Genomic DNA, 22,910 nt, shown 5'->3' with positions numbered 1-22,910 from the left:
GATGACATTGAAAACACAAAACTTCAAGATGATATAAACAAAGAACTTGAAGCTCTTGCTTCTAATTTTGTTATTTATTCTCAATCTACTTACTAATAAGGATTAGTTATGGAAATTAAAGGCGAAGACTTTTTAAAAAAAGTACAAAAGAAACAAGAAACAGAAGAGTTAGAACAAAGACTTTCACAGCTTAAAGGTGATGAGGAAACTGTTCAACCAAATCAACAATACTACTCAAAACCTAATATGCAAGATGATGATGCTGTTAAAGTAGATATTGATGATCAAGAGCTAGGAGATATTATGCTAAATGGTGCTTCTAATAATTCAGGTCAATCAAATGAAACAAATAAAAGAAAATATTTGATTTTAGGGCTTGTTTTAATAATTCTTTTTTTATTAACAATAGTTATTATTCGTCTTTTAAATAGTCCAAGTGATGATGATTCATTTTCTAATTCACAAGAGCAAACAAAAGAAGAACAAAGTTTAGAAAATGATAGTATTGAACAACAATATCAAAAAATCATTGATGAAAAACTAAAAAATATCAAAGAACAGACAAACCAAACACAAGAAGTAGATACACAAGATAGTGAGCTAAATATTGATTCTATTGAACAAAAAGAGAAAAAAGTAGAAGAAGAAACAGCAAAACCTGATGTTTTTGGAATTAAAGAGAAAAAAGAAGTAGTAAAACAAGTAACAAAACCTGTTGTAAAAAAACAAGAAGCAAAAAAACAAGAAACTACTAAAACAGTTAAAAAACAAATAAGTACTTCTAAACCAAAAGGAACTTTTGTTCAAGTTGGTGCTTTTTCTAAACAACCAGCTAAAAAATATCTTGAAAAGATAGAAAAAAATGGTTTTAATTACACTATTTATAAAGTAACTGTAAATGGTAAAGTTTATAATAAAGTATTAGTAGGACCATATAAAAATAGAGCTAATGCAGAAGAGAATATGTCAATAATAAAAAGAAAGCTAAATATATCAAGTGCTTTTATTCTTAGATTTTAAGGGCATTTGATAATGACATTTTATTCAAAAGAGCTTTTTTTAGACCAGTTTACTCCTGTTTCAATTTATGAAAAAGTAAAAGAGCTTTATAAAGATGAAATTACTTTTTTATTTGAAAGTACTATTAATTCAAGTGATGGGAACTACTCTTTTATTATAATAGGAGATAGAGAAAGGGTTTGGTACAAAGATAATAGATGTTTTCATAAAGATGAAGATGGAAATATAAATGAAGTTGAATCAAATCCTTTAAAGTTTCTTCAAAAATATTATAAAAAGTTTGATAAAAAACTTTTCAAAGATAAAGCAAGAGAGTTAGGAATTGGACTAATTGATGGCTTTATTGGTAATATAGGTTATGATATAGGTAAAGAGTTTGAACCAAAACTAAAAAAATCAATGAATAATTTAACAGATCAATTAGATATACCTGATGTTGATTTAATAAGACCAAAAATGATTTTAGGCTTTTATCATAAAACTTCAAAACTTGTAATGGTTACTTCTGTTAAAGAGTATGAAAGACAGCTAGATGTTATAGAAAAACAGTTACATACTCCTTATACTTTTACACCTTTAAAAAAAGCTACACTTTTAGATGAGGGGAAATTCAACTATACAAAAGAGCAGTTTTTTAAAATGGTTGATAAATCAAAAGAGATGATAAGAAGTGGAGATGTTTTTCAAATTCTTATGTCAAATAGATTTATTCAAAAAGCAAAGGTTGATCATTTAAGTTTTTATAGAGCCTTAAGAAGCAAAAATCCTAGTCCATATTTGTTTTTTTTGGAGTATGAAGATTTTTGTATTGCTGGTAGTTCTCCTGAGGTTATGATAAAACTTGTAGATAATCACCTACTTTTAAGACCAATTGCAGGTACAAGAAAAAGAGGTAAAACATTAGCTAGAGATTTAGAGCTTGAAAAAGAGTTACTTGATGATCCAAAAGAGAAAGCAGAACATCTTATGCTTGTAGATTTAGGTAGAAATGATGTAGGAAGAGTTGCTAAAGCTGGAACTGTTAAGGTTACTGATTTAATGAGAATAGAAAAATATTCACATGTAATGCATATTGTTTCAGATGTTGAAGCAGTCGTTGATGAGCAGTATGATATGTTTGATTTATTTGCTGCAACATTTACAGCTGGGACTATGACAGGTGCTCCAAAAATTAGAGCCATGGAACTAATCGCACAATTTGAGGGTATTAAAAGAAGTTTTTATAGTGGAAGTATTGCATATTTTGGTTTTGATGGAAATATGGATAGTGCAATAACTATTAGAACAACACTTCTTACAAAAGATAAAGTTATATTCCAAGCAGGTGCTGGAGTTGTTGCTGATTCTGTAAATGAGCTTGAATATCTTGAAGTACATAATAAACTTGCTGCAAATATAGCAACATTGAAAGAGTTATCTTAAAAGATACTCTTTTTTCTACTTTATTCTTATAAAATTAAATATTAGATAACATAATTAAAAACTAACAAAAGGATACATAGTGTTACTTGGAGTAAATATTGACCACATTGCTGTTTTAAGAGAAGCAAGAAAGATAAATGATCCAAATCCTCTTGATGCTTTAGGTATTTGTAAATTAGCAAATGCAGATCAAATAACTATTCATTTAAGAGAAGATAGAAGACATATACATGATGATGACGCAAAAAAAATTATAGAAAACTCAAGCCTACCTGTAAATTTAGAGTGTTCAATAAATGATGAAATTATTGATATTGTATGTAAATTAAAACCACAAAGAGCAACTTTAGTTCCTGAAAATAGAGCAGAAGTTACAACAGAGGGTGGTCTTGATGTAAAATCAAATTTTGAGAAAATAAAAAAAGCTATTAAAAAACTTCATGATAATGAGATTGAAGTATCACTATTTATAGATCCAAAAAAAGAGACAATAAAACTAAGTAGTGAATTAAAAGTTGAATGGATAGAGCTTCATACAGGTACATTTGCAAATATTTATGCAATGTTACATGGAAATTTAAGAAATACTCATCATAGCATTAAAGAGTTAGAATTACCAAGACAAGAGCTAAAAGTGATGCTTAAAGAGTCAAAAAAACAGATAAAAAAAGCTTCAAATAAAGCAGATCAATTAAACTTAAAAGTTGCAGCTGGACATGGACTTAACTATCAAAATGTAAGTTTGATTTCTTCTATTAAAACAATTAGTGAATTAAATATTGGTCAAAGTATTATTGCAAGATCAGTTTATACTGGATTGTATCAAGCAATATTAGATATGAAAGAGTCAATCAAATGAAACATAAAATAGCAATATCTATTGGTGATTTAAATGGTATTGGTTTACAAATTGCCCTACAAAGTCATGAAAAAATAAAAAAAATTTGCAAGCCTATTTATTGTATAAATAATGAAATGTTAAAACAAGGTGCAAAACTTTTAAATTTAGAAATTCCTAATGATTTTGAAATTTATAAAACTAAAGGTGAGTTTGAAATTAAGCCAGGGCAAGTATCTAAAAAAAGTGGCAAGTACTCTTATACTTCATTTATAGATGCAATTAATCTTACAGAAAAAAGAAAAGCAAATGCTGTTGTAACACTACCAATAAATAAAGAGTCATGGAATAAAGCAAATATTGATTTTAAAGGTCATACAGAAGTTTTAAGAAGCTATTTTGGACAAGATGCAATTATGATGCTTGGATGCAAAAAATTGTTTGTTGCTCTTTATACTGAACATATTGCACTTAAAAAAGTTCCTAAAAAAATCAATGAAGAAACTTTAACAACATTTTTATGTAATTTTTATGAAAATGTAAAACAAAATAATATTCAAGTATTAGGTTTAAATCCCCATGCAAGTGATAATGGAGTTTTAGGAAATGAAGAGGTTGAGATATTTAAAGCAATAAAAAATGCAAATAAAATATTGAAAAAAGATATTTTCAAAGGTCCTATTGTACCTGATACTGCATTTTCAAAAACAAATAGAAAATCTTGCAAATATTTTGTTTGTATGTATCATGACCAAGGATTAGCGCCTTTGAAAGCTTTATATTTTGATCAAAGTATAAATGTAAGTTTAAATCTTCCTATTATTAGAACATCAGTTGACCATGGAACTGCTTTTGATATTGCATACAAAGATGCAAATATAAATAAAAAAAGCTATTTAAATTCCATAAAAGAAGCAATAAATCTAATAAATAGTAAAAAATGAAAACTTTAGAAGTATGCTATGAACTTGATTTTTCAAAAATTAGTTTTTTAGAAAGAAAAGTAAAAATAAAGAGTAAAAAAACATTTGTTTATGGAGCACCTAAATGTGGAAAAACATATTTAATATATGACTATCTTGCGAACTTTGACACAAATGATTATATCTATATAGATTTTAAAGATTTTAGGAATGATTTAGAAGAAATAAGAGTTCATTTAAGTAGTTTTATAATTGAAAAAAAAATCAAGATTTTAGTTTTAGAGAATTTTGATTTTTCATTTGAATTACCAAAATGTGAAAGTATTATTATCTCAAATCATAATAAATTAACTCTTGAAAACTTTGAACATTTGCATGTAAAAGCACTAGATTTTGAGGAATATTTACTTCATGAAACGAGATTTCACACAGCAACTCAAGCATTTAATAACTTTTTAAAATATGGAAATATGCCAGGAGTTGTAAATTTAGAAGAGCATACAAAAGAGAGAAGATTACAAGAAATATTAAGATTATATACAAAAGATGAGACTTATGAGTATATACTTAAAATTTTATTTTTAAATATTGATGAAAAAAAATCACTATATCAATTATTTAATACACTTAAAAATCAAATAAAAATTTCAAAAGACAAATTTTATGCCACAGTTAAAACTTTTGAAAACTCAGGATTAGTCTATTTTTTACCAAAATATAATCAAGAAAAAGCAATAAAGAAAGTATACTCTTATAATCATGCTTTTTTGAATGCAATTTCTCATGCAAAAAAATTTAAAAATGAGTTTACAAATATGGTTTTTTTGCAACTTGAATCAAATTTTGAAAAAATATATTATCTTGATAATATCGATTTTTTTATTCCAAGTGAAAATTATGTAATTTTATCTATTCCCTTTTTTAATCCTTTATTAAAAAAAGGAATAGAAAAGAAATTAAATAAAGTTTTAAAAGAGAATGAGATTAAAAAGATTGATATTGTAACCGTAGGTTACAGTGAAAACTTTTTTATAAATGATATTGAAGTTGAAGTATTACCTTTTTTTGAATGGGCAGTTAGTTAAAAGTTTATCTTAAATCACTATTAATTTTTTTTTAGATATAATCACCAAATTCTAAAAGGAAATAAATGAATAAAAGAGTACTTGTTAAATTTTCTGGTGAGGCATTAGCTGGTGAAGAAGGTTACGGTATAGATACTCAGATTTTGGACTATATCGCAGATGAAATTAAAAACTTAGTTGATAATGGTATTGAAGTAGGTATTGTTATTGGTGGAGGTAATATCATTCGAGGTGTTACTGCTGCTGCTGATGGTGTAATTAAAAGAACTAGTGCTGATTATATGGGTATGCTAGCAACTGTTATAAATGGTGTTGCTATGCAAGAAGCATTAGAATATAAAGGTTTAAATGCAAGACTACAAACTGCTATAAAAATGGAACAAATTGCTGAGCCATTTATTGTAAGAAAAGCTATTAGACACTTTGAGAAAAATAGAGTTGTAATTTTTAGTGCAGGTACAGGTAATCCATACTTTACAACTGATACTGCTGCAACTTTAAGAGCAACAGAAATAAATGCATCTATGTTAATTAAAGCTACAAAAGTTGATGGTATTTATGATAAAGATCCTATGAAATATGATGATGCTGTTAAACTTGATACTATTTCATATGATAGAGCGCTAGAAGATCATATTAAAGTGATGGATGATACTGCAATTGCATTAGCAAAAGATAACAAACTTCCAATTGTAGTTGCTAATATGAGTGAAAAAGGTAACTTACTAAAAATCATCAATGGTGATACTAGTAAATGTTCAATTGTTAAATAAAAAGGATTATTAATGCTAAGATTAGAAGAAAGAATGGCTAAGGCCTTAGAGAAAGTAAATAATGATAGATATATTTTATCAATCGCTGTTGGGCAAAGAGCAGACGATTTAAGTAAGGGAGCAAAACCACTACTTGAGCAAAATACACAAAACATGAAATATACTGATATTGCAATTGATGAAATTGCAAATGGTTTATTAGTTATTGAGGGTTTAATAGATAAAGAAGATTAATTATAAAAGTTTAAAACTTTTATAATTTCTTTATGTGATATTATGGATCCATTCATAGAAACAATTCAAAGCATCAACACAATCGATGGTGCTATTGAAGAGCTAAAAAAACATACTATAATAACACCTAAATTAAAAAATATCATAGACTTTAGTATTAAAGCTCATGATAACCAATTTAGGAAAAGTGGTGAACCTTATGCTGTTCATCCCTTACTTGTTGCTTCAATCACAGCATACTTTAGCCCTGATGAAGCAGTAGTTGCCACTTCACTTTTACATGATGTTGTTGAAGATACAGAGTATGATTTAACATTTGTAAAAGAAAACTGGGGTGAAGATATTGCCCATATGGTTGATGGACTTACAAAAATAGTTGAAATTAGAGAAAGTGAGTTTTCTTCAAGTTTATCTACACATGAAGCAAAAACTATATCTTCTGCTATGACTTTTAGAAAAATGCTTATTGCATCAATTGATGATGTTAGAGTACTTTTAGTAAAACTTTGTGATAGATTTCACAATATGTTAACGCTAGATGCACTTCCTGAAAATAAACAAAAAAGAATTGCTGAAGAGACTTTAGTAGTTTATGTTCCTATTGCTCATAGACTTGGGATTTCAACACTTAAAAATCATCTTGAAGATTTAGCTTTTTACTATATTTATCCAAAAGAATATAATAAAATAGATAAATTCATAAAAGATCATCAACATGCAATTCAATTAACATTTAATAATTTTATTAGTAATACTAAAAATATACTTGAAAAAAATGGTTATGACGCATCAAAAGTAAAAATCTTAAGTAGAATCAAACATCATTACTCTATTTATTTAAAAATGCAAAGAAAAGGTGTAAGTATCGATGAAGTACTTGACTTGCTTGCAATTAGAGTATTAGTTCCAGAAGAGATTGATTGTTATAAGGTTTTGGGTCATTTACACTTAGCTTACAAACCTTTAATTTCAAGATTTAAAGATTATGTATCAACACCTAAAGAGAATGGATATAGAACTATTCATACAACTGTTTTTTATAATTCTAAAATATATGAAATACAAATTAGAAGTTTTGAGATGCATAAAATAGCAGAGTATGGTATTGCTGCACATTGGAAATATAAAAGTGGTGCAAAAAATGGACCAAATTTAAATTGGCTTAAATCTTTAGAGTTTTCAAATGAAAATGTTGAAGAGTTCTATGCAGATACAAAAGATGATTTATATTCAGAAGAGATTGTAGTTTATTCTCCCCATGGTGATACTTTTAATCTCCCAAGAGGTTCTACAGCATATGATTTTGCATATGCTGTACATACAGATGTTGGTAAAAATGCTTTTGAATGTTTTATAAATAAGATTAAAAAACCACTTTTAACAGAGCTTAAAAGTTCAGATATAGTAGCTATAAAAACAACTGACCACCCTATTCTTAGATGTTCTTGGGTAGATATGGTAAAAACAAACAGAGCAAAAAAACAGATTAAAATGCTTTGTTCTCATAGACAAAAAGAGTTAAATGAACTTACAGGTAAAAATATAATTGATACTATTTTTGTAAGATATACTCAAGAAATAACAAATACACATAATTTTGATTCTTTACATAAAATAGCAAATAATCTTGACTTTTTAAGACATGTAAAAAAGCAAATTGAGACAAGAATGATAAAAGAGCATGGATTAGTAACAAGATTTAAAATCCTTGCAAGTAAATTAAAGAAGTATAAATTTGATAATATTTTAATATATTCAAATTTTAGTATAAATTCTGTATCATTTGACCACTGTTGTCATCCAAAATTTGGAGATGATATAGTAGCTTTTAAAGATGGTAATAAAGCCATCATTCATCATAAGATGTGTGATAAAGCATATAAGAAAATAAAATCAAAACAAAACATGCTATTTTGTAAATGGACAAAAGATACTTTATATCCATATAAGATGGTTGTTTCCCTTGCTAATACAAAAGGTGAATTAGCAAAACTATTAATGTATATGTCAAAATACGAGGGTTATATTTTAAGTGTTGATTATGGTAGAGAAAAGCACTCTTACAGACAATACTGTGATATAGAGTTTGAGATAAATAACTCAAATGTGGAAGAAGTTAGAAAAATCGTAGAACAAAAAGCAAAAGTAATTGAGTTTTTTTCAAAAAAAGATGCATACAATAAATAATATTTTATAAAAGAGGATAAATGGAAGAGAAGATTAAAAATGCACTACTAGAGATACAAAGAGGATGTGCAGAAATAATTGATATGGAAGCTATTGAAAAATTAGTAAGAAACTTTTATGAAAAAGGTGAAAATTTCTATGTAAAAGCTGGCTTTGATCCTACTGCTCCTGATTTGCATTTAGGGCATACTGTACTTATAAGAAAACTTGCAACATTCCAAAAATTTGGTGGAATTGTACAGTTTTTAATTGGTGATTTTACTGCAACTATTGGAGATCCAACAGGAAAAAGTGAAACTAGAAAAGTATTAAGCAGTGAGCAAGTTTTAGAAAATGCTGAAACATATAAAGAACAAGTATTTAAAATTTTGGATCCAGAGAAAACAAAAGTAATGTTTAACAGTGATTGGCTAGGTAAGTTAGGAACAGCAGGTATTATTAATCTTGCTTCAAACTTAACAGTAGCAAGAATGTTAGAAAGAGATGACTTTTCAAAAAGATACTCTTCAAACACTCCAATTGCAGTAAGTGAATTTATATATCCATTACTTCAAGGCTATGATTCAGTAGCAATGCATACTGATATAGAAATGGGTGGAACTGACCAAAAATTTAATCTTTTAATGGGAAGAACTTTACAAAAAGCTTATGATTGTAAAAAACAACAAGCTGTACTAATGACTCCTTTACTTGAGGGCTTAGATGGTATTCAAAAAATGTCTAAATCTTTAGGGAACTATGTAGGTGTTACAGATGCAGCTAATGATATGTTTGGAAAGCTATTATCAATTTCTGATGAATTAATGTGGAAATATTATGAGCTATTATCGAAAAAATCAATAAAAGAGATTCTACAATTACAAGAAGGTGTAAAAGATGGATCTTTACACCCTAAAAAAGTAAAAGAAGAGCTTGCTATGGAGATTGTAGATACATACCATAGTAAAGGTGCAGGAGAACTTGCAAAAGCAGAGTTTGAAAAAATATTTGCAAAAAAAGACATTCCAAGTGATATTGAAGAGTTTGAATTTGAAGCAGGAATTTGGATTTGTCAAGCATTAGTTGATGCAAAACTTGTAAATTCAACTTCACAAGCAAGAAGAGATATTAAAGCGGGTGCTGTGAAGATAAATCAAGAGAAAACAACTGATGAGAAACTTAATTTAAAATCTGGTGAATTTATTTTACAAAAAGGTAAAAAGAATTTCGCAAAGATTACAATAAAATAAAAGGGCTAGTATTGAGAATAGGAAAGTATGAGATTAAGCACCCCATAATTCAAGGTGGAATGGGTGTAGGTATCAGTTGGGATAGACTAGCTGGTACTGTAAGTAAAGAGGGAGGACTAGGTGTTATCTCATCAGTAGGAACAGGATATTATAAAAGTGATGAGTTTTCTGTAAAGACTAAAAAAGATAAGCCAGTTGATGTTTTGAATTTTTATTCAAAAGAAGCTTTAACTACTATTATTAAAAATGCTAGAAAAATTTGTGGCGATGCACCACTTGCATGTAATATTTTACATGCTATAAATGATTATGGTAGAGTTGTAAAAGATGCCTGTGAAGCAGGTGCAGATATACTAATTACTGGTGCTGGTATACCTACTAATATGCCACAATTTACAAAAGATTTTCCAGATGTTGCATTAGTACCTATTGTATCAAGTGCTAGAGCATTAAGACTTATTTGTAGAAAATGGAAAAGATATAATAAACTTCCAGATGCAATTATTGTTGAGGGACCAAAATCAGGTGGTCACCAAGGCTTCACTTATGAACAGTGTCTTCAAGAAGAGTACCAACTTGAAAATATAGTAGGTCCTGTTATTGAAGAAGCTAAAAAATGTGCAGATAATATTCCTGTAATAGCAGCTGGTGGGATTTGGGATAAAAATGATATTGACAAATTTTTAGCTCTTGGATGCGCTGGTGTACAAATGGCAACTAGATTTATTGGAACTCATGAATGTGATGTTGATACAAATATGAAAAAAGTTTTAATTGATGCAAAAGAGAGTGATATAAAACTTATGAAATCTCCTGTTGGTCTTCCTGCAAGAGCAGTTATGACTAACTTACAAGCTTCTATTGAAAATAAAACTGCACCAAAAATTGCTTGTATTTCAAATTGTGTATCGCCTTGTCATAGAGGTCAAGAAGCAAAAATAGTTGGTTATTGTATAGCAGATAGGCTAGGAGCAGCTTATAAAGGTGATTTGGATACAGGATTGTTTTTCACAGGTTCAAATGGGTATAAATTAGATAAAATAATATCTGTTCATGAACTTATGGAAAAACTAACTAAAGGAGAGTAGTTATTTTTAAAAAAATATTACTATGTTCTTTATTGCTATTAAATTTAAACTTTGCATTTGCAAATAGTATTGAAGAAGAATACAATGCAAATAGAATGAGTTATCTAAGAGCAGTATTAAATAATAATACTGCTTTGGAGATAAAACATCTTGAAAACATAATAAAATACGGCAAAAAGTTAGGTCATAACACTTCAAAATATGAAAAAGAGTTAGCAAAGATAAAAAAAAGAAAGAATGCTACAAGTTCAAAAACTACTACAAAAACTAAAGTACAAAAAGCACAAACAGCTAAAAAAGTAACAAAAAACAAACCTAAGCCTAAAACGAATAGTTTAAATTATACAGTAAAAAATGTATATACAAAAAACAATATGATAGTAATTGATTTTTATACAAATATCACTAAAAAACATATAGATTATAGTATTGATAAAACTAAATACTCTAATTTATATCTTTTTGACATCAAAGGCTCTTTTAAAGATGCAAGACCAACAAAACTTGAAATTTCTGGAATTGATAGAATATATATCATTCAAAAAGAGAAAAATCTTTTACATATAAAAGTAAGAGATAAAAGTAAATTAAATCCAATTTATATAGTAAATAAAAAACAAATAATAATAAAGTTTTTAAATATAAGTTCAAATGTTAATTCAAATACAACAAAAACAAATACAAATAGAAATATTATAAATGTAAACAGATATAAAAGAAAAGTAGTTGTAATAGATGCGGGTCATGGTGGAAAAGATGTAGGAGCAGTAGGCTCTAATAAAAAATATGAAAAGAAAGTTGTATTAGCTGTAGGTAAATATTTATATAATATACTTAAAAAAAGAGGCTATGATGTTTATATTACTAGAAAAGGTGATACTTTTATCGAAGTTAGAAATAGAACAATTTTAGCAAATAAAAAAAATGCAGATATATTTTTATCAATACATGCAAACTCTATTGCAAAAAGTAAAGCACACAAAGTAAAAGGTGTTGAAACATTTTTCTTAAGTCCTGCAAGAAGTGCAAGAGCAAAAAGAGTTGCAGCAAAAGAGAATAGTAGTGATGTAAGATCTATGAGTAATTCAACTAAAAACTCATTTTTAACAGTACTTAATCAAAGTAAAATTACAGCTTCAAATAAACTAGCTATTGATGTACAACAAAATATGCTATATACTTTACAACAAAAATATAAAGATACAGTTGATGGTGGAGTAAGAGAAGGACCATTTTGGGTCTTAGTAGGAGCTCAAATGCCATCTATTTTAATAGAAGTAGGATATATCTCACACCCAACAGAGGGGAAAAGATTATATAAAAGTAGTTATCAAAAACTATTAGCAAATGGAATTGCTAATGGAATTGATTCTTATTTTCTAAAAAATCCTTAATACTAATAATAAGATCTTTTTGTTTCTTTTTGAACTGAGGTAGATTATCTAAGTCAAAAAATTTAACTTTACTATTTTCCCAAGAAAGATAACTATCTTGTAGTTTATCTTCTAAAAAATATTTATCAATATTTTTTATATTTTTTGCATTTACTAACCAAAGACCTATATCTTTTTCTTTATTTTTTTGTTCAAAATATTGCTCAAAATCATCAATGCAAACATCTATTCCTGACTCTTCACGAAACTCTCTTTTTGCACACTGTTTAGCAGTTTCTTTTGCTAATTGAACACCTTTTAAAAAACCCCATTTGCTTTCACTTTTTATAGATTTGCAAAGCAATAACTTAATCTTATTTTTCTCTTTTTTATATAAAGCAAGTCCATATGCCTTAATTTGTTTACTCATAATTCTCCTTTAGTAGGATATTTTTTTCTTATAAATAAAATAAGATAAAGTGTACCATAAAAATATTGGTAATAGTAGTGAAACTTCAGGTAAAAGTGTACCATTATTTGAAAATTTATGTAATAAAAAGAAAATTCCCCATGATATTAAAGTAAAAAATATTGAAAGAGAAGTGAATTTACCAATATTAAAAAACCTACTATTTAAAGAAGAGTATGCAAAAATAATAATCATCAATGGTAAAATAAAAAACGACACAATAATTTCATAATACAATGCTGCTCTTATTTTATCTGTATTAATTCCTTGCTTATCTAGTAATATTAATGCTGATACTGCATCAATAATTGAAAAAGTTGATTTTGACTCATATACATTGTTTAATATCTTTGGCTTAAAGCCCTCAAGTGTATGTAAAAATCTCTCATGGCTAACTTCTATTTTTGACTCTTCAAAATCAATATTTTTAGGTTTTTTAGTAATTTTTGCATCTATTACATACCATCTATTATTTTGAAAATAAGCTTTTTTTGCGACAATACTTTCAACTAAATCTTTATCAATAACTTTAAAAATATGAATATTTTCAGCTCTTTTTTCTATTGGATATAGTTTTTGAAAGAAAATGTGATAGTCATTGTATTTCAAAAAGATATCTGATTTTGTACTAATAAAATACTCATCATCCAAAATTTTACTTTTTTGTTCATATGAGTAAGCAAGTGGTGTTGCTTGAAGAAATATTAGTGCAAGCAATAACAAGAAAGAGATTTTTATAACAGGTGAATAGATTCTATTTTTACTAATTCCAAGTGCTATAAAAGCAACCAACTCATTGCCTTTTATTAATATTACTAAAGTTAAAATCCAACCAAATACTAATGATAATGGTAAAGTTAAAGTAAGGGTAAAAAAGCTATTATAAAATAGATACAATAGTTGTAAGTTTGCAGAATCTGGAAGACTTTTCATATTTTGAAAAAAATCAATCCCTACAAAAAATAGTTGTAGTGATACTAAAACAATAAAAAAACTTTTAAGATATTTTTGTAAAATATATTTTGTTAATATGCTCATTATTACTTCAATGTAAATTTAGATTTTACTTCATTTATAGATTCAGCTTTTAGTGCATCTATAGCTTTGATAGTATGGGGTATTATATCTTTTAATCTATTTAATTCCTCTTTTGAGAAGTTGTTTAATACATAATTTACCACATCTTCTTTATTTTGTGGTTTTCCAATTCCTATTCTAACTCTTATATAATCTTTTCCTATATGTGAATCAATTGATTTTAATCCATTGTGACCACCATGGCCACCACCGATTTTAAATTTAACTGCTCCAAAAGGCAAATCTAAATCATCATGAATTACAATTATTTCTTCATTTTCAAGTTTATAATAGTTTTTTATTGCAATAACTGCATCACCTGATAGATTCATAAAAGTTTTTGGTTTTACTAGTAAGTCATTTGAAGATTTTAAAACATCTGCTTTAAAATTTGATTTATTAATTGTAGTAGTATTTAAGTTTTTGGCCATCTCATCGATGACCATAAAACCTATGTTGTGCCTAGTTAATAGATATTTTTCACCTATATTGCCAAGTCCAACTATTAAAGCCATTATAAATTACTTAGCTTTGATTACACCAACGATTGGTACTCTTGGGTCTAAGAAACACTCAACACCCTCAGGTAATTCTAAATCTCTAACTAAGATATTGTCACCTGTATCTAATTTATCAATATTTAGATTAAAGCTTTGTGGTAAATTCTCATAAGTAGTCTTAACAGGAACTCTTTTCTTATGGAAAATGAATAAACCTTTATTTTTAAGACCAATTGGAGTACCTTCAACTTTAACAGGAACTTTATAAGTAGTTCTTACACCTGGTTGTGCAACCATTAAATCAACATGTAATAACTCAGAAGTAATTGGAGCTTTTTGATACTCTTGAACAACAACTTTTAAATTATTTCCACCAACAGATACATCAAACGAAAGTGTTTCTTTGTTTTTTAACGTTTTAATAAACTCATTCGTTTTAAACGCAGCATTGATATTTTCTAAACCTTTACCATAGATATTAGCAATTAAGTAACCATCTCTTCTTAAAGATTTAGTTTCTAGTTTTGTCATACTATCTCTTACGATACCCTCTAACATAAACATTCCTTTGTTTTAAAATTAAGTTGCGCATTATATTTAAATTAATATTAATAATAGCTTTACTTTTAAAAACTATTTTAGTTTTTGTATATAATAATATAAAGATTCTAACTCTTCATCAGTTAAAAAATATGTTGGCATGATTAGAGATTCTGTTTTATCTGCTCTTAATTTTATTTTAAAATCTTTAAAACTAATATTTGTAAGTGGAGGAACTTTTATATATTTAAGTGCTCCTTTTTTATCTCTATATTTTGCAATTATTACTTCTTTTTTACCATTATTATGGCATTTATTACACCCTACTCCTCTAGGGTTTTCATAAAGCATTGCCCCATACTCATATTTTGTAATAAATGAGTTATCATCATCTGTGGCAAAAATAGTTGTAATAATTAGAAGTAATAAAAATAGTAATCTCAATCTTAACCTTTGTGTAAAAATGTTTTTGGTATTATATCAACCTAAAATTAAAACATATATAAGGTTTAATCCCCATGACAATACTTGATGGAAAAGCATTATCTAATAAAATAAAAGAAGAAATAAAGTTTGAGGTTGAAGAGCTTCAAAAAGAAAAAGGTATTACACCTGGACTTGCTGTAGTTTTAGTAGGAGCTGATCCTGCTAGTGCTGCTTATGTAAATATGAAAAGTAAAGCGTGTAAACAAGCTGGGATTTACTCTATTGTTCACGAAATGCCAGAAACTATATCTCAAGATAAAATTTTAGAAATTTTAGCAATGATGAACAAAAACCCAAATATTGATGGAATATTAGTTCAATTACCACTTCCAAAACATGTTGATACAACTGCTATATTAGAAGCTATTGCACCTGAAAAAGATGTTGATGGTTTTCATGCGTATAATACAGGAAGAATGACTTTAGGACTTGACTCTTTTACTCCTGCAACACCATATGGTGTGATGAGACTATTAGAAGAGTACAATATTGACCCTAAAGGTAAAAATGTTTGTGTAATAGGTGCAAGTAATATTGTTGGTAAACCTATGGGAACACTATTACTTAATGCAAATGCAACAGTTACAACTTGTCATATACATACAAAAGATCTAAAAGAGCATACAAAAAATGCAGATATTATTTGTGTTGGTGTGGGAAAAGTAAATCTAATTACAGAAGATATGGTAAAAGATGGTGCAGTTGTTATTGATATTGGTATAAATAGACTTGATACTGGAAAATTAGTTGGGGATGTTGATTTTGAAAATGTTTCAAAAAAATGTGCATATATCTCACCTGTGCCAGGTGGTGTTGGTCCTATGACAATTGCTATGCTTTTAGTTAATACAATTAAAGCAGCAAGATTAAGAGAAGAAAGAGAAAGAAAACTAAATGATTAAAAAAGCTTACAACTGGGCTAGTTCATGGACTGGCACAATTATAATTGTATTAGGTATTATTTTTTTTGTTGCACAAGCTTTTGTAATTCCTAGTGGAAGTATGAAAAATACTTTGCTTATTGGAGATATGCTTTTTGTTAAAAAATTCTCTTATGGAATTCCTGTTCCAAGAATTCCTTGGATTGAAGTACCTGTTTTACCAGATTTTAATAATAATGGTCATCTAATAGAAGGTGACAAACCAAAGCGTGGTGATATTGTGGTATTTAGATATCCAAAAGATGATACAATTCATTATGTAAAAAGATTAGTAGCAACAGGAGGAGATTTAGTTCTTATTCAAAATAAAAATCTTATTTTACACCCAAAAGAGGGAAATGAGTATGTAAAAAAGAATTTTGCGCAAGAACAAATTTTAAATGTTGAGGGAAAACTTTGGGTTATTAATCCTTATCAAAAAAACCATCCTGGAATACATAATGATCCAGAAGTACAAAACACAGGTCTAGCTCCAGCTCAACTATTTAATATGTTACCTATTAAAGTTCCAAAAGGAGAATACTTTATGATGGGTGATAATAGAGACCATTCAAATGACTCAAGATTTTGGGGAACTGTTGAATACAAAAATATTGTAGGTAAACCTTGGTTTATCTATTTTTCTTGGGATGAAAATAAAAAGATTAGATGGGATAGAGTTTTTAGAACAGTTGAATCTTTAGAAGAAGATTTAAAAGGAAAAGAGTTAGATATAAATCATAAAGAGGGGATTTACTAAAATGAAATATTTTATAGCAGCAGATCATGCGGGAATTGATATTAAAAAATATGTAAAAGAACTATTTGAAAGTAAAGGGCATGAAGTAGAAGATTTAGGTCCTTACTCTAAAGATAGAGTTGATTATCCAGATTTTGCTGTTAAAGTATGTGAAAAAGTTTTGAAAAATGAAAACAGCTTTGGTATTTTGATTTGTGGTTCTGGTATTGGTATGTCTATGTCTGCAAATAAATTTGATGGGATTAGAGCTGCTTTATGTCACAATGAATACTCTGCTAAAATGGCAAGAGAACACAATGACGCAAATGTAATGTGTTTAGGTGAAAGAGTTAGTGGATATGGTATGATTGAAGCTATTATAGACTCTTGGTTAGCTTCTTCTTTTGAGGGTGGAAGACATGAACAAAGAGTTAAAAAAATAAATGCTTTAGGTAAGATGGGAAGCTGTAGAGTATAAGATTATTCTTATACTCTTCTCATTAAGTATCCATTCTCTTTTTTATAATAATTTTCTAATATCTTATACTTTTTAAATCCAAATTTTTCATATAATAGTATTGCCTTTTTATTTGATTGTTTAACTTCTAATTGATGGGATTTATCTTTTAATTTTTCTATTGAAAAACTTAACAATTTTGAAGCAAAGCCTTTACCTTGATACTCTTTTAATATTGCAAAAGAGTAAAGTCTATAATAACTTTTTCTTTTAAGCCATAAACAATAGCCAATGGTTTTATTCTCATATATTACTTTAAAAACTATATTTTTATTTATATGATAATTTAAACAAGCTTTACTTAAAGAGAAAATATCATCTTTAAAAACATTTTGTTCAATAATAAAGATATCATTTAAATCTTTTTTTCTAGCTATTTGTATCATTTTTGATAAATTGTATATTTTGGAATTAATTTATTTGGTCGATAAGACATCTTAACTTTTTTTAGATTTTCAAATCCCATGTCATCTCCTACATTTATATAAGAAACATTATATTTTTCTTTCAATAATTTTGTAAACTCTCTAAATATTAATTGTGCACATCCAAGTATTTCAAAATCTGTTTTTTCAATAATAATACTAGCTGTTTGTTCATTTATTTTTTCACCAACAGTAAAGCCTTTTATTTCATCATCAATATAAATAACTAATCCTATTACATCTAAATTTTCATAATCATTAATTAATCTTTTAATAGCAAATCTTTCAAAATATATTCCATCTAAAAAAACTTCAACTTCTTCTTTGGGCATATATTTTGTTCTATCAGTTACCCATTTATTAAATAAATTTAGTACATCATTTGCATGCTTCTTCTTTTCTAATACTTCTAAAGTAAAATTTGGATAGATTTTTCTAAATTTATTTATTTCATTTCTTTTTGATTTATATGAATCACCTTTTAAATCTATTAAATCATCAACTTTATAGATATAATCAACTAATTTTTTCTCAATTACATAATCTTTTAACATATCATAAATTAAAGTACCCTCTTCTAAATAATCAACAAATCCTTCTAATATATTTTCATGTACATATTCAACTTTTGAATAATTGATTCTACTATTGTGAGAATTCATTATTTCAAAACATGTACAAATTGCTTCGTATGTGTTTTCTTTTTTACCAAGAGGAGGTAATAACATACTTAATTCACCAGAATTTAATACAAATAAACAAAAAGTATCATTTACTATTCCATAAAAGCCTGTTGCAGTAGAAAGCCAAATATAATTTCCAGCAAATGTATAATCACTAAGTTCTACATTGATTAATTTTAGATATTTAGTCATCTCATCTTTTGCATTTAAATCAAAATGCTTTAAACAAAAATTATTTATAGTCAAAGTTGACATTTTTTCTCTTTTTCCTTATAAAATTTTTGAAATTATACATCTATTTTTTTATTTTGCGTCAAAAATAAAAAAAGTTTTTTCTAAGTACCTATTTATCAATATTATGTGATAATCAAAACAAAAATAAAGAGTTAAAATGCATGAACCTTGGGTAGCATATGTAGTAGTTGGAACAGTAGCAGCACTAATAATGCTAGGGAAAAACATGATATTTTTTAATAATGATTCTAAAGATAAAGATAAAAAAAATGATAAATCCTAAAATAATTGACTATATTTTTTCATCAGCTTCAATTCAAAGATGGAATGATTATCCAAGAATGGTTGAGTTAGTTGAACTTGATAAGCAAGCTCATAAATTTATAATAGCTTTTTTTATTGCAAAATTAGAAGATGATATTAACTACACACACTTAATAGAAGCAGGTATTTTTGAGTTTCTAAGAAGAATAGTTGTAACAGATATTAGACCTGATGTATTTAGAAAAGCTATTCAAAAAAAATCAAAAGAGATAAACTCTTGGGTAATTGAAAAACTAAAAGATTCATTAGAACCAATACAAAATGGAGTTTTTTTAAAAAAATTCGAAGAGTATTTATATGATTCAAATATGTATAAAAAAGAGAGATTTATACTTAAAGCTGCATCATATTTAGCAACAAAATGGGAGTTTTCAATAGTATATCAAACTTCAAAATTTCTAACTGATATTGAAAATGTCAAAAGAAGTGTAGAAGATGAAATAGAAGATTATTATGAGCTAATAGGAGTTAGGAAAATATCTTTAAATAAAAAACTTTCAAGAATTATTGATTTAAGTGGAAGACTAAGATTTCAAAAAAGATGGGCACAAACACCAAGAATTCCTGAAACTTCAGTTTTAGGTCATATGCTAACAGTTGCACTATTTGCATATTTTTATTCAAAAGATGTAAATGCTTGTGATAAAAGATTGGAAAATAACTTTTATACTGCACTATTTCATGATTTACCTGAAGCTTTAACAAGAGATATAATCTCCCCTGTAAAATATAGTGTTGATGAGTTATCAGATATTATTGCAGAGTATGAAATAATAAAAATCGAAGATGACATACTTCCTTTTATTCCAGAGGGATTAAAAGAGGAGTTTTCATATCTTTTAGGACTTTATGAAAATAATAAAAAAGATGAATTTTTAAATAAGATCAACTATAAAGATCAAATAAAAATTGTAGATAATATTGATGATTATAACCTTGATAAATATAGTCCTATTGATGGGAAAGCTTTAAAACAGTGTGATAAGCTTTCAGCTTTTATTGAAGCTAGTTTATCAATCTCCCATGGTATAAAATCAAAAGAGCTACAAAGTGGTAAAAAACATATTTTTAAAGGTTTGAAAACGGTTCAAGGAATTGATTTTAAAGAGCTTGCAAGACAAATTGATGAAGAGTTTGGAAGTACAGGACAAACCCAAGCAAGATTTGATTTTGACTAAAAGAGGAGTTCCTCTTTTAGTTTAAAAACTATATTTTATATTTACATATACATATCTTCCAGGTTCATTTAATAGCATTACCTCATCACTTGTTGATGAAAGTAAAGTTAAATCTTTATATGTATTACTTGTGGCATATGTTTTATCAAAAACATTATCAACACCTAGTGTTACTACTGTATTTTTTATATAACTATTTTCATATTTTAAGTTTAAAATACCATATCCACCAAGATGTTGTTCACCATTTTCTTCATCATAGTTACTCCAAGCTTTTGAAGCAATATATGAAGCTTTAAAGCTATTTTTACCTACTTCATAATTTAAAGCAATTCTTGCTTTAAGTGGCGCAATTTCAGCTAAATTTGTATCATTTTGTCCATCTAAGGCCTCATCTTTTTTGCCTCTTTGATAAGCTAAACCATAATCAAAATATAATTCATCACTTGCATAATAAAACCCACTTATATCAAATCCATATATTTTTGCATCTATATTTTCAAACTTATTTTCTACTTTTGAAGCATTGTAAACTATATAATCTTTTAACATAGAATAAAATAGTTTTGTTTTGATTTTAAAATCACCAATAGTTTTTTCAAAACCTAAATCTATTTCATAGTTTTTTGTTTGATCTAGATCTGGTGTTCCTACTAATTTTCCACTTTTTTTAAAATACAACTCTCTTGCATCTGGAACCCTACTTGATTTTCCAACTCCTGCAAAAAGATTTAAACTACTATTTGCTTTATATGTAGTTAATAAGTAAGCATTTAAAGAGTTATAATCATTATCTTGTTCATTTCCATCAGTTTTTATATCAGTTCTATCATATCTTGAAGCAAGTTCAATATTTAAAGCATTTATATCTTTATTGTATTTTGCAAAAACTGCTTTATTTTTTGTATTAGTTTTTGAAATACTATCTGCTAAATAAGGATTAGTTTTATTACTATACTCTCCCTCCCAGCTTCTTTTGCTTGTATCTAAGCCTAAAGTTAAAACTCCATTTAAAAGATTCATATCATTTTGAAGTTTAGCACCTTTTATTTTTGATTTCATATGATTTGTCATTTCCATTGCACCATTTTTTCTATATGTTGTTGCCATAGGATGATCTACTTTTGAGTAATAAGTATTAAATTTTAGTTTTTTAGAAAAAGTTGATAAATCATTTGCTATGTAATTAAAAGTATAAATATCAGAGTCATCATATATTGCATCCATACCAGTATTTGCATACAAAATATCATCACTTCTATTTGCTGTATAAGATAGATTTATCTCTTGTTTATCATCTAGATTAAAGTATAATTTACTCATAAAAGTTTTCTTTTCATAAGCATCCATATCTTTGTATTTATCACTATACACTCTTGTGTCATCTTTACTATTTTTTTCAAGTTGTTGGGCTAAAGTATTACCATCTCCATCTTCATACTGCTCACTGCTTTCAGTTGAAGCAGAGATAAGTGCTTTTATATCTTTTGTTCCTCCACTAAGTGTTGCAGAATACTTACTATAACCATAACTTCCATAATTAACATTTACATCACCTAAAAAACCCTCTTTTGGTTTTTTTGTATTTACTTTTACCTTAGCACTTAATGTACCAAAATTTTCAACATCATAAGGTCCCTCAATAACTTCAACACTTTGTATATTATTTGTAAGAACATGTGAAGTTGGCGGATCCATTCTATTTGGACATGCACCATATATCTTTGCATCATCTATTAAGATATTAATATTATCTTTTTTTTGACCTCTTATTATAATATCATTTGCAATACCACTTCGTCTTACAAGTGAGATTGAAGGTGATACTTCACTTAAAGCTTGTGCTAAATCTGCTGATTTTAGATTTTCATTACTTATATCTTTTACAACTTTTGAGTTTAATGTATCAGATACAAGAATTGATTCTAAACTTACTTGCTCATTTGCACTTAAAACAGCAATAGCACTAAATGATAAAACTAAAGATTTTTTCATACTCTTCCTTTAAATTTTTTCAAATATTAGCTTTGATGTGTTAATTAAAAGTTAAATAATAAAATAATTTTTTGATATAATAGAAGAAAAGAAGAGAGAATTAATGGCAAAAATATCTTTTGAAGTTGACAATAAAAACTTAAGTACTATTCTTACAATACTTAAGAGTTTAAAAATTGGAATGGTAAAAAATCTAAAAGTTGATGAATCAAAGAAATCTTTAAGTACTCAAGATAAAATACCTACGCTAAGTACTAGTAAATATCTATCTAAAGATGAGTTCAAACAAAGATTAAAAAAGGGCTTGAAGTAGTATTTTACTACTGCCCTCCTCCTACACCTGATGCAAGTTCATCATGGGGAAATGTGTGTGGAATTTCATGGCAAACATTTTTTGACTCTTCAATTGCACTTATTAGCTCTTTTAAGTTTGCATAAGGCAATTCAATAGCACTTTTTTCACCTAATTCATTTGTAACTTCAACTCTAAATACTGGATAACTAGAGTCACCATATGGTTTTTCTACGTGAAATACTTCAATTAAACCAGTTTTCGTTTGAGAGATTTTAAACTCTTTTACTTTTATAGTTTCTCTTGACATACTAGCCTCCTTATTGCTTATTTATACAATAACAAACAAAAAGAAAAAC

General features: G+C 27.2%; 26 protein-coding genes. 17 read left to right on the top strand and 9 right to left on the bottom strand.

From position 1 onward, the window contains the following. Positions 1-108 precede the first annotated feature (108 nt). The 11 genes from ACTCCZ_RS04470 (at position 109) to ACTCCZ_RS04420 (ending at position 12,193) form a co-directional block, all read left to right on the top strand. Entirely contained in the window at positions 109-1,020 is a 912-nt protein-coding gene (locus ACTCCZ_RS04470; RefSeq protein ID WP_079578749.1) for an SPOR domain-containing protein, read from the top strand. Between the two features lie 12 nt (positions 1,021-1,032). Beyond that, entirely contained in the window at positions 1,033-2,442 is a 1,410-nt protein-coding gene (locus ACTCCZ_RS04465) for an anthranilate synthase component I family protein (RefSeq protein ID WP_079578747.1), read from the top strand. 79 nt (positions 2,443-2,521) lie between these two features. Then, complete coding sequence (locus tag ACTCCZ_RS04460) at positions 2,522-3,301, top strand: pyridoxine 5'-phosphate synthase (protein ID WP_079578745.1); 780 nt, start codon at positions 2,522-2,524, stop codon at positions 3,299-3,301. After that, a complete protein-coding gene (gene pdxA, locus ACTCCZ_RS04455) occupies positions 3,298-4,224 on the top strand; it encodes a 4-hydroxythreonine-4-phosphate dehydrogenase (protein WP_079578743.1) in 927 nt (308 codons plus the stop codon). The genes ACTCCZ_RS04460 and pdxA overlap by 4 nt, the downstream gene beginning before the upstream one ends. Continuing rightward, positions 4,221-5,288: an ATP-binding protein gene (locus tag ACTCCZ_RS04450; protein WP_079578741.1), complete on the top strand. Its 1,068-nt coding sequence runs from the start codon at positions 4,221-4,223 to the stop codon at positions 5,286-5,288. Before pdxA ends, ACTCCZ_RS04450 begins: the two co-directional genes overlap by 4 nt. Before the next feature lie 65 nt (positions 5,289-5,353). Continuing rightward, the gene (pyrH, locus tag ACTCCZ_RS04445) at positions 5,354-6,061 is read left to right on the top strand and encodes a UMP kinase (RefSeq protein WP_079578739.1); all 708 of its coding nucleotides are present in this window, start codon (positions 5,354-5,356) and stop codon (positions 6,059-6,061) included. 12 nt (positions 6,062-6,073) lie between these two features. After that, complete coding sequence (locus tag ACTCCZ_RS04440) at positions 6,074-6,295, top strand: DNA-directed RNA polymerase subunit omega (RefSeq protein WP_079578737.1); 222 nt, start codon at positions 6,074-6,076, stop codon at positions 6,293-6,295. A gap of 42 nt (positions 6,296-6,337) precedes the next feature. Further along, positions 6,338-8,482, top strand: a complete 2,145-nt coding sequence (locus ACTCCZ_RS04435) for a RelA/SpoT family protein (protein WP_079578735.1) — start codon at positions 6,338-6,340, stop codon at positions 8,480-8,482. A 20-nt stretch (positions 8,483-8,502) separates the two neighbouring features. Continuing rightward, positions 8,503-9,711, top strand: a complete 1,209-nt coding sequence (gene tyrS / locus ACTCCZ_RS04430) for a tyrosine--tRNA ligase (RefSeq protein WP_079578733.1) — start codon at positions 8,503-8,505, stop codon at positions 9,709-9,711. Positions 9,712-9,722: 11 nt separating this feature from the next. Further along, positions 9,723-10,799: a nitronate monooxygenase gene (locus tag ACTCCZ_RS04425; protein WP_079578731.1), complete on the top strand. Its 1,077-nt coding sequence runs from the start codon at positions 9,723-9,725 to the stop codon at positions 10,797-10,799. A gap of 32 nt (positions 10,800-10,831) precedes the next feature. Next, a complete protein-coding gene (locus ACTCCZ_RS04420) occupies positions 10,832-12,193 on the top strand; it encodes an N-acetylmuramoyl-L-alanine amidase family protein (RefSeq protein WP_228145326.1) in 1,362 nt (453 codons plus the stop codon). On the opposite strand, the gene ACTCCZ_RS04415 is transcribed toward ACTCCZ_RS04420, so the two are convergent. The 5 genes from ACTCCZ_RS04415 to ACTCCZ_RS04395 form a co-directional block, all read right to left on the bottom strand. After that, positions 12,156-12,602 carry an NUDIX domain-containing protein gene (locus ACTCCZ_RS04415; RefSeq protein ID WP_079578730.1) on the bottom strand — a complete coding sequence of 149 codons (447 nt, stop codon included), beginning with the start codon at positions 12,600-12,602 and terminating at the stop codon, positions 12,156-12,158. The genes ACTCCZ_RS04420 and ACTCCZ_RS04415 overlap by 38 nt on opposite strands. Before the next feature lie 9 nt (positions 12,603-12,611). Continuing rightward, positions 12,612-13,679 carry an LptF/LptG family permease gene (locus ACTCCZ_RS04410; RefSeq protein WP_079578728.1) on the bottom strand — a complete coding sequence of 356 codons (1,068 nt, stop codon included), beginning with the start codon at positions 13,677-13,679 and terminating at the stop codon, positions 12,612-12,614. A gap of 2 nt (positions 13,680-13,681) precedes the next feature. After that, complete coding sequence (gene pth / locus ACTCCZ_RS04405; protein WP_079578726.1) at positions 13,682-14,233, bottom strand: aminoacyl-tRNA hydrolase; 552 nt, start codon at positions 14,231-14,233, stop codon at positions 13,682-13,684. A 6-nt stretch (positions 14,234-14,239) separates the two neighbouring features. Continuing rightward, positions 14,240-14,776 carry a 50S ribosomal protein L25/general stress protein Ctc gene (locus ACTCCZ_RS04400; protein WP_079578724.1) on the bottom strand — a complete coding sequence of 179 codons (537 nt, stop codon included), beginning with the start codon at positions 14,774-14,776 and terminating at the stop codon, positions 14,240-14,242. A 75-nt stretch (positions 14,777-14,851) separates the two neighbouring features. Further along, entirely contained in the window at positions 14,852-15,202 is a 351-nt protein-coding gene (locus ACTCCZ_RS04395; RefSeq protein WP_079578722.1) for a PB1 domain-containing protein, read from the bottom strand. A 74-nt stretch (positions 15,203-15,276) separates the two neighbouring features. On the opposite strand from ACTCCZ_RS04395, the gene folD reads away from it, so the two are divergent. The 3 genes from folD to rpiB are packed head-to-tail and all read left to right on the top strand — an operon-like array spanning position 15,277 to position 17,381. Beyond that, positions 15,277-16,146: a bifunctional methylenetetrahydrofolate dehydrogenase/methenyltetrahydrofolate cyclohydrolase FolD gene (gene folD / locus ACTCCZ_RS04390; RefSeq protein ID WP_079578720.1), complete on the top strand. Its 870-nt coding sequence runs from the start codon at positions 15,277-15,279 to the stop codon at positions 16,144-16,146. Then, positions 16,139-16,924, top strand: coding sequence for a signal peptidase I (lepB, locus tag ACTCCZ_RS04385; RefSeq protein ID WP_079578718.1), 786 nt, complete (start codon positions 16,139-16,141; stop codon positions 16,922-16,924). Before folD ends, lepB begins: the two co-directional genes overlap by 8 nt. A 1-nt stretch (position 16,925) precedes the next feature. After that, a complete protein-coding gene (gene rpiB, locus ACTCCZ_RS04380; protein WP_079578716.1) occupies positions 16,926-17,381 on the top strand; it encodes a ribose 5-phosphate isomerase B in 456 nt (151 codons plus the stop codon). 8 nt (positions 17,382-17,389) lie between these two features. On the opposite strand, the gene ACTCCZ_RS04375 is transcribed toward rpiB, so the two are convergent. Further along, positions 17,390-17,806, bottom strand: a complete 417-nt coding sequence (locus ACTCCZ_RS04375; protein ID WP_079578714.1) for a GNAT family N-acetyltransferase — start codon at positions 17,804-17,806, stop codon at positions 17,390-17,392. After that, positions 17,803-18,783, bottom strand: coding sequence for a DUF2156 domain-containing protein (locus ACTCCZ_RS04370; protein WP_079578712.1), 981 nt, complete (start codon positions 18,781-18,783; stop codon positions 17,803-17,805). Before ACTCCZ_RS04370 ends, ACTCCZ_RS04375 begins: the two co-directional genes overlap by 4 nt. Before the next feature lie 136 nt (positions 18,784-18,919). Here ACTCCZ_RS04370 and ACTCCZ_RS04365 point away from each other — a divergent pair, with 136 nt between their 5' ends. Next, a complete protein-coding gene (locus tag ACTCCZ_RS04365; RefSeq protein WP_265734240.1) occupies positions 18,920-19,045 on the top strand; it encodes a hypothetical protein in 126 nt (41 codons plus the stop codon). Then, positions 19,032-20,264 carry an HD domain-containing protein gene (locus tag ACTCCZ_RS04360; protein WP_079578710.1) on the top strand — a complete coding sequence of 411 codons (1,233 nt, stop codon included), beginning with the start codon at positions 19,032-19,034 and terminating at the stop codon, positions 20,262-20,264. Before ACTCCZ_RS04365 ends, ACTCCZ_RS04360 begins: the two co-directional genes overlap by 14 nt. 21 nt (positions 20,265-20,285) lie before the next feature. On the opposite strand, the gene ACTCCZ_RS04355 is transcribed toward ACTCCZ_RS04360, so the two are convergent. Then, the gene (locus tag ACTCCZ_RS04355) at positions 20,286-22,259 is read right to left on the bottom strand and encodes a TonB-dependent receptor (RefSeq protein ID WP_079578708.1); all 1,974 of its coding nucleotides are present in this window, start codon (positions 22,257-22,259) and stop codon (positions 20,286-20,288) included. Between the two features lie 103 nt (positions 22,260-22,362). Here ACTCCZ_RS04355 and ACTCCZ_RS04350 point away from each other — a divergent pair, with 103 nt between their 5' ends. Then, on the top strand, positions 22,363-22,572 hold the full coding sequence (locus ACTCCZ_RS04350; protein WP_079578706.1) for a hypothetical protein: 210 nt from the start codon (positions 22,363-22,365) through the stop codon (positions 22,570-22,572). A gap of 7 nt (positions 22,573-22,579) precedes the next feature. Here the strand turns inward: ACTCCZ_RS04350 and ACTCCZ_RS04345 are convergent, their stop codons facing one another. Then, the gene (locus ACTCCZ_RS04345; protein ID WP_079578704.1) at positions 22,580-22,861 is read right to left on the bottom strand and encodes a hypothetical protein; all 282 of its coding nucleotides are present in this window, start codon (positions 22,859-22,861) and stop codon (positions 22,580-22,582) included. Positions 22,862-22,910 lie beyond the last annotated feature (49 nt).

It is taken from the genome of Malaciobacter sp. (assembly GCF_055140965.1).
Note: the sequence above shows the minus strand (reverse complement) of the source record. Positions and strands in the feature narration are given on the sequence as shown.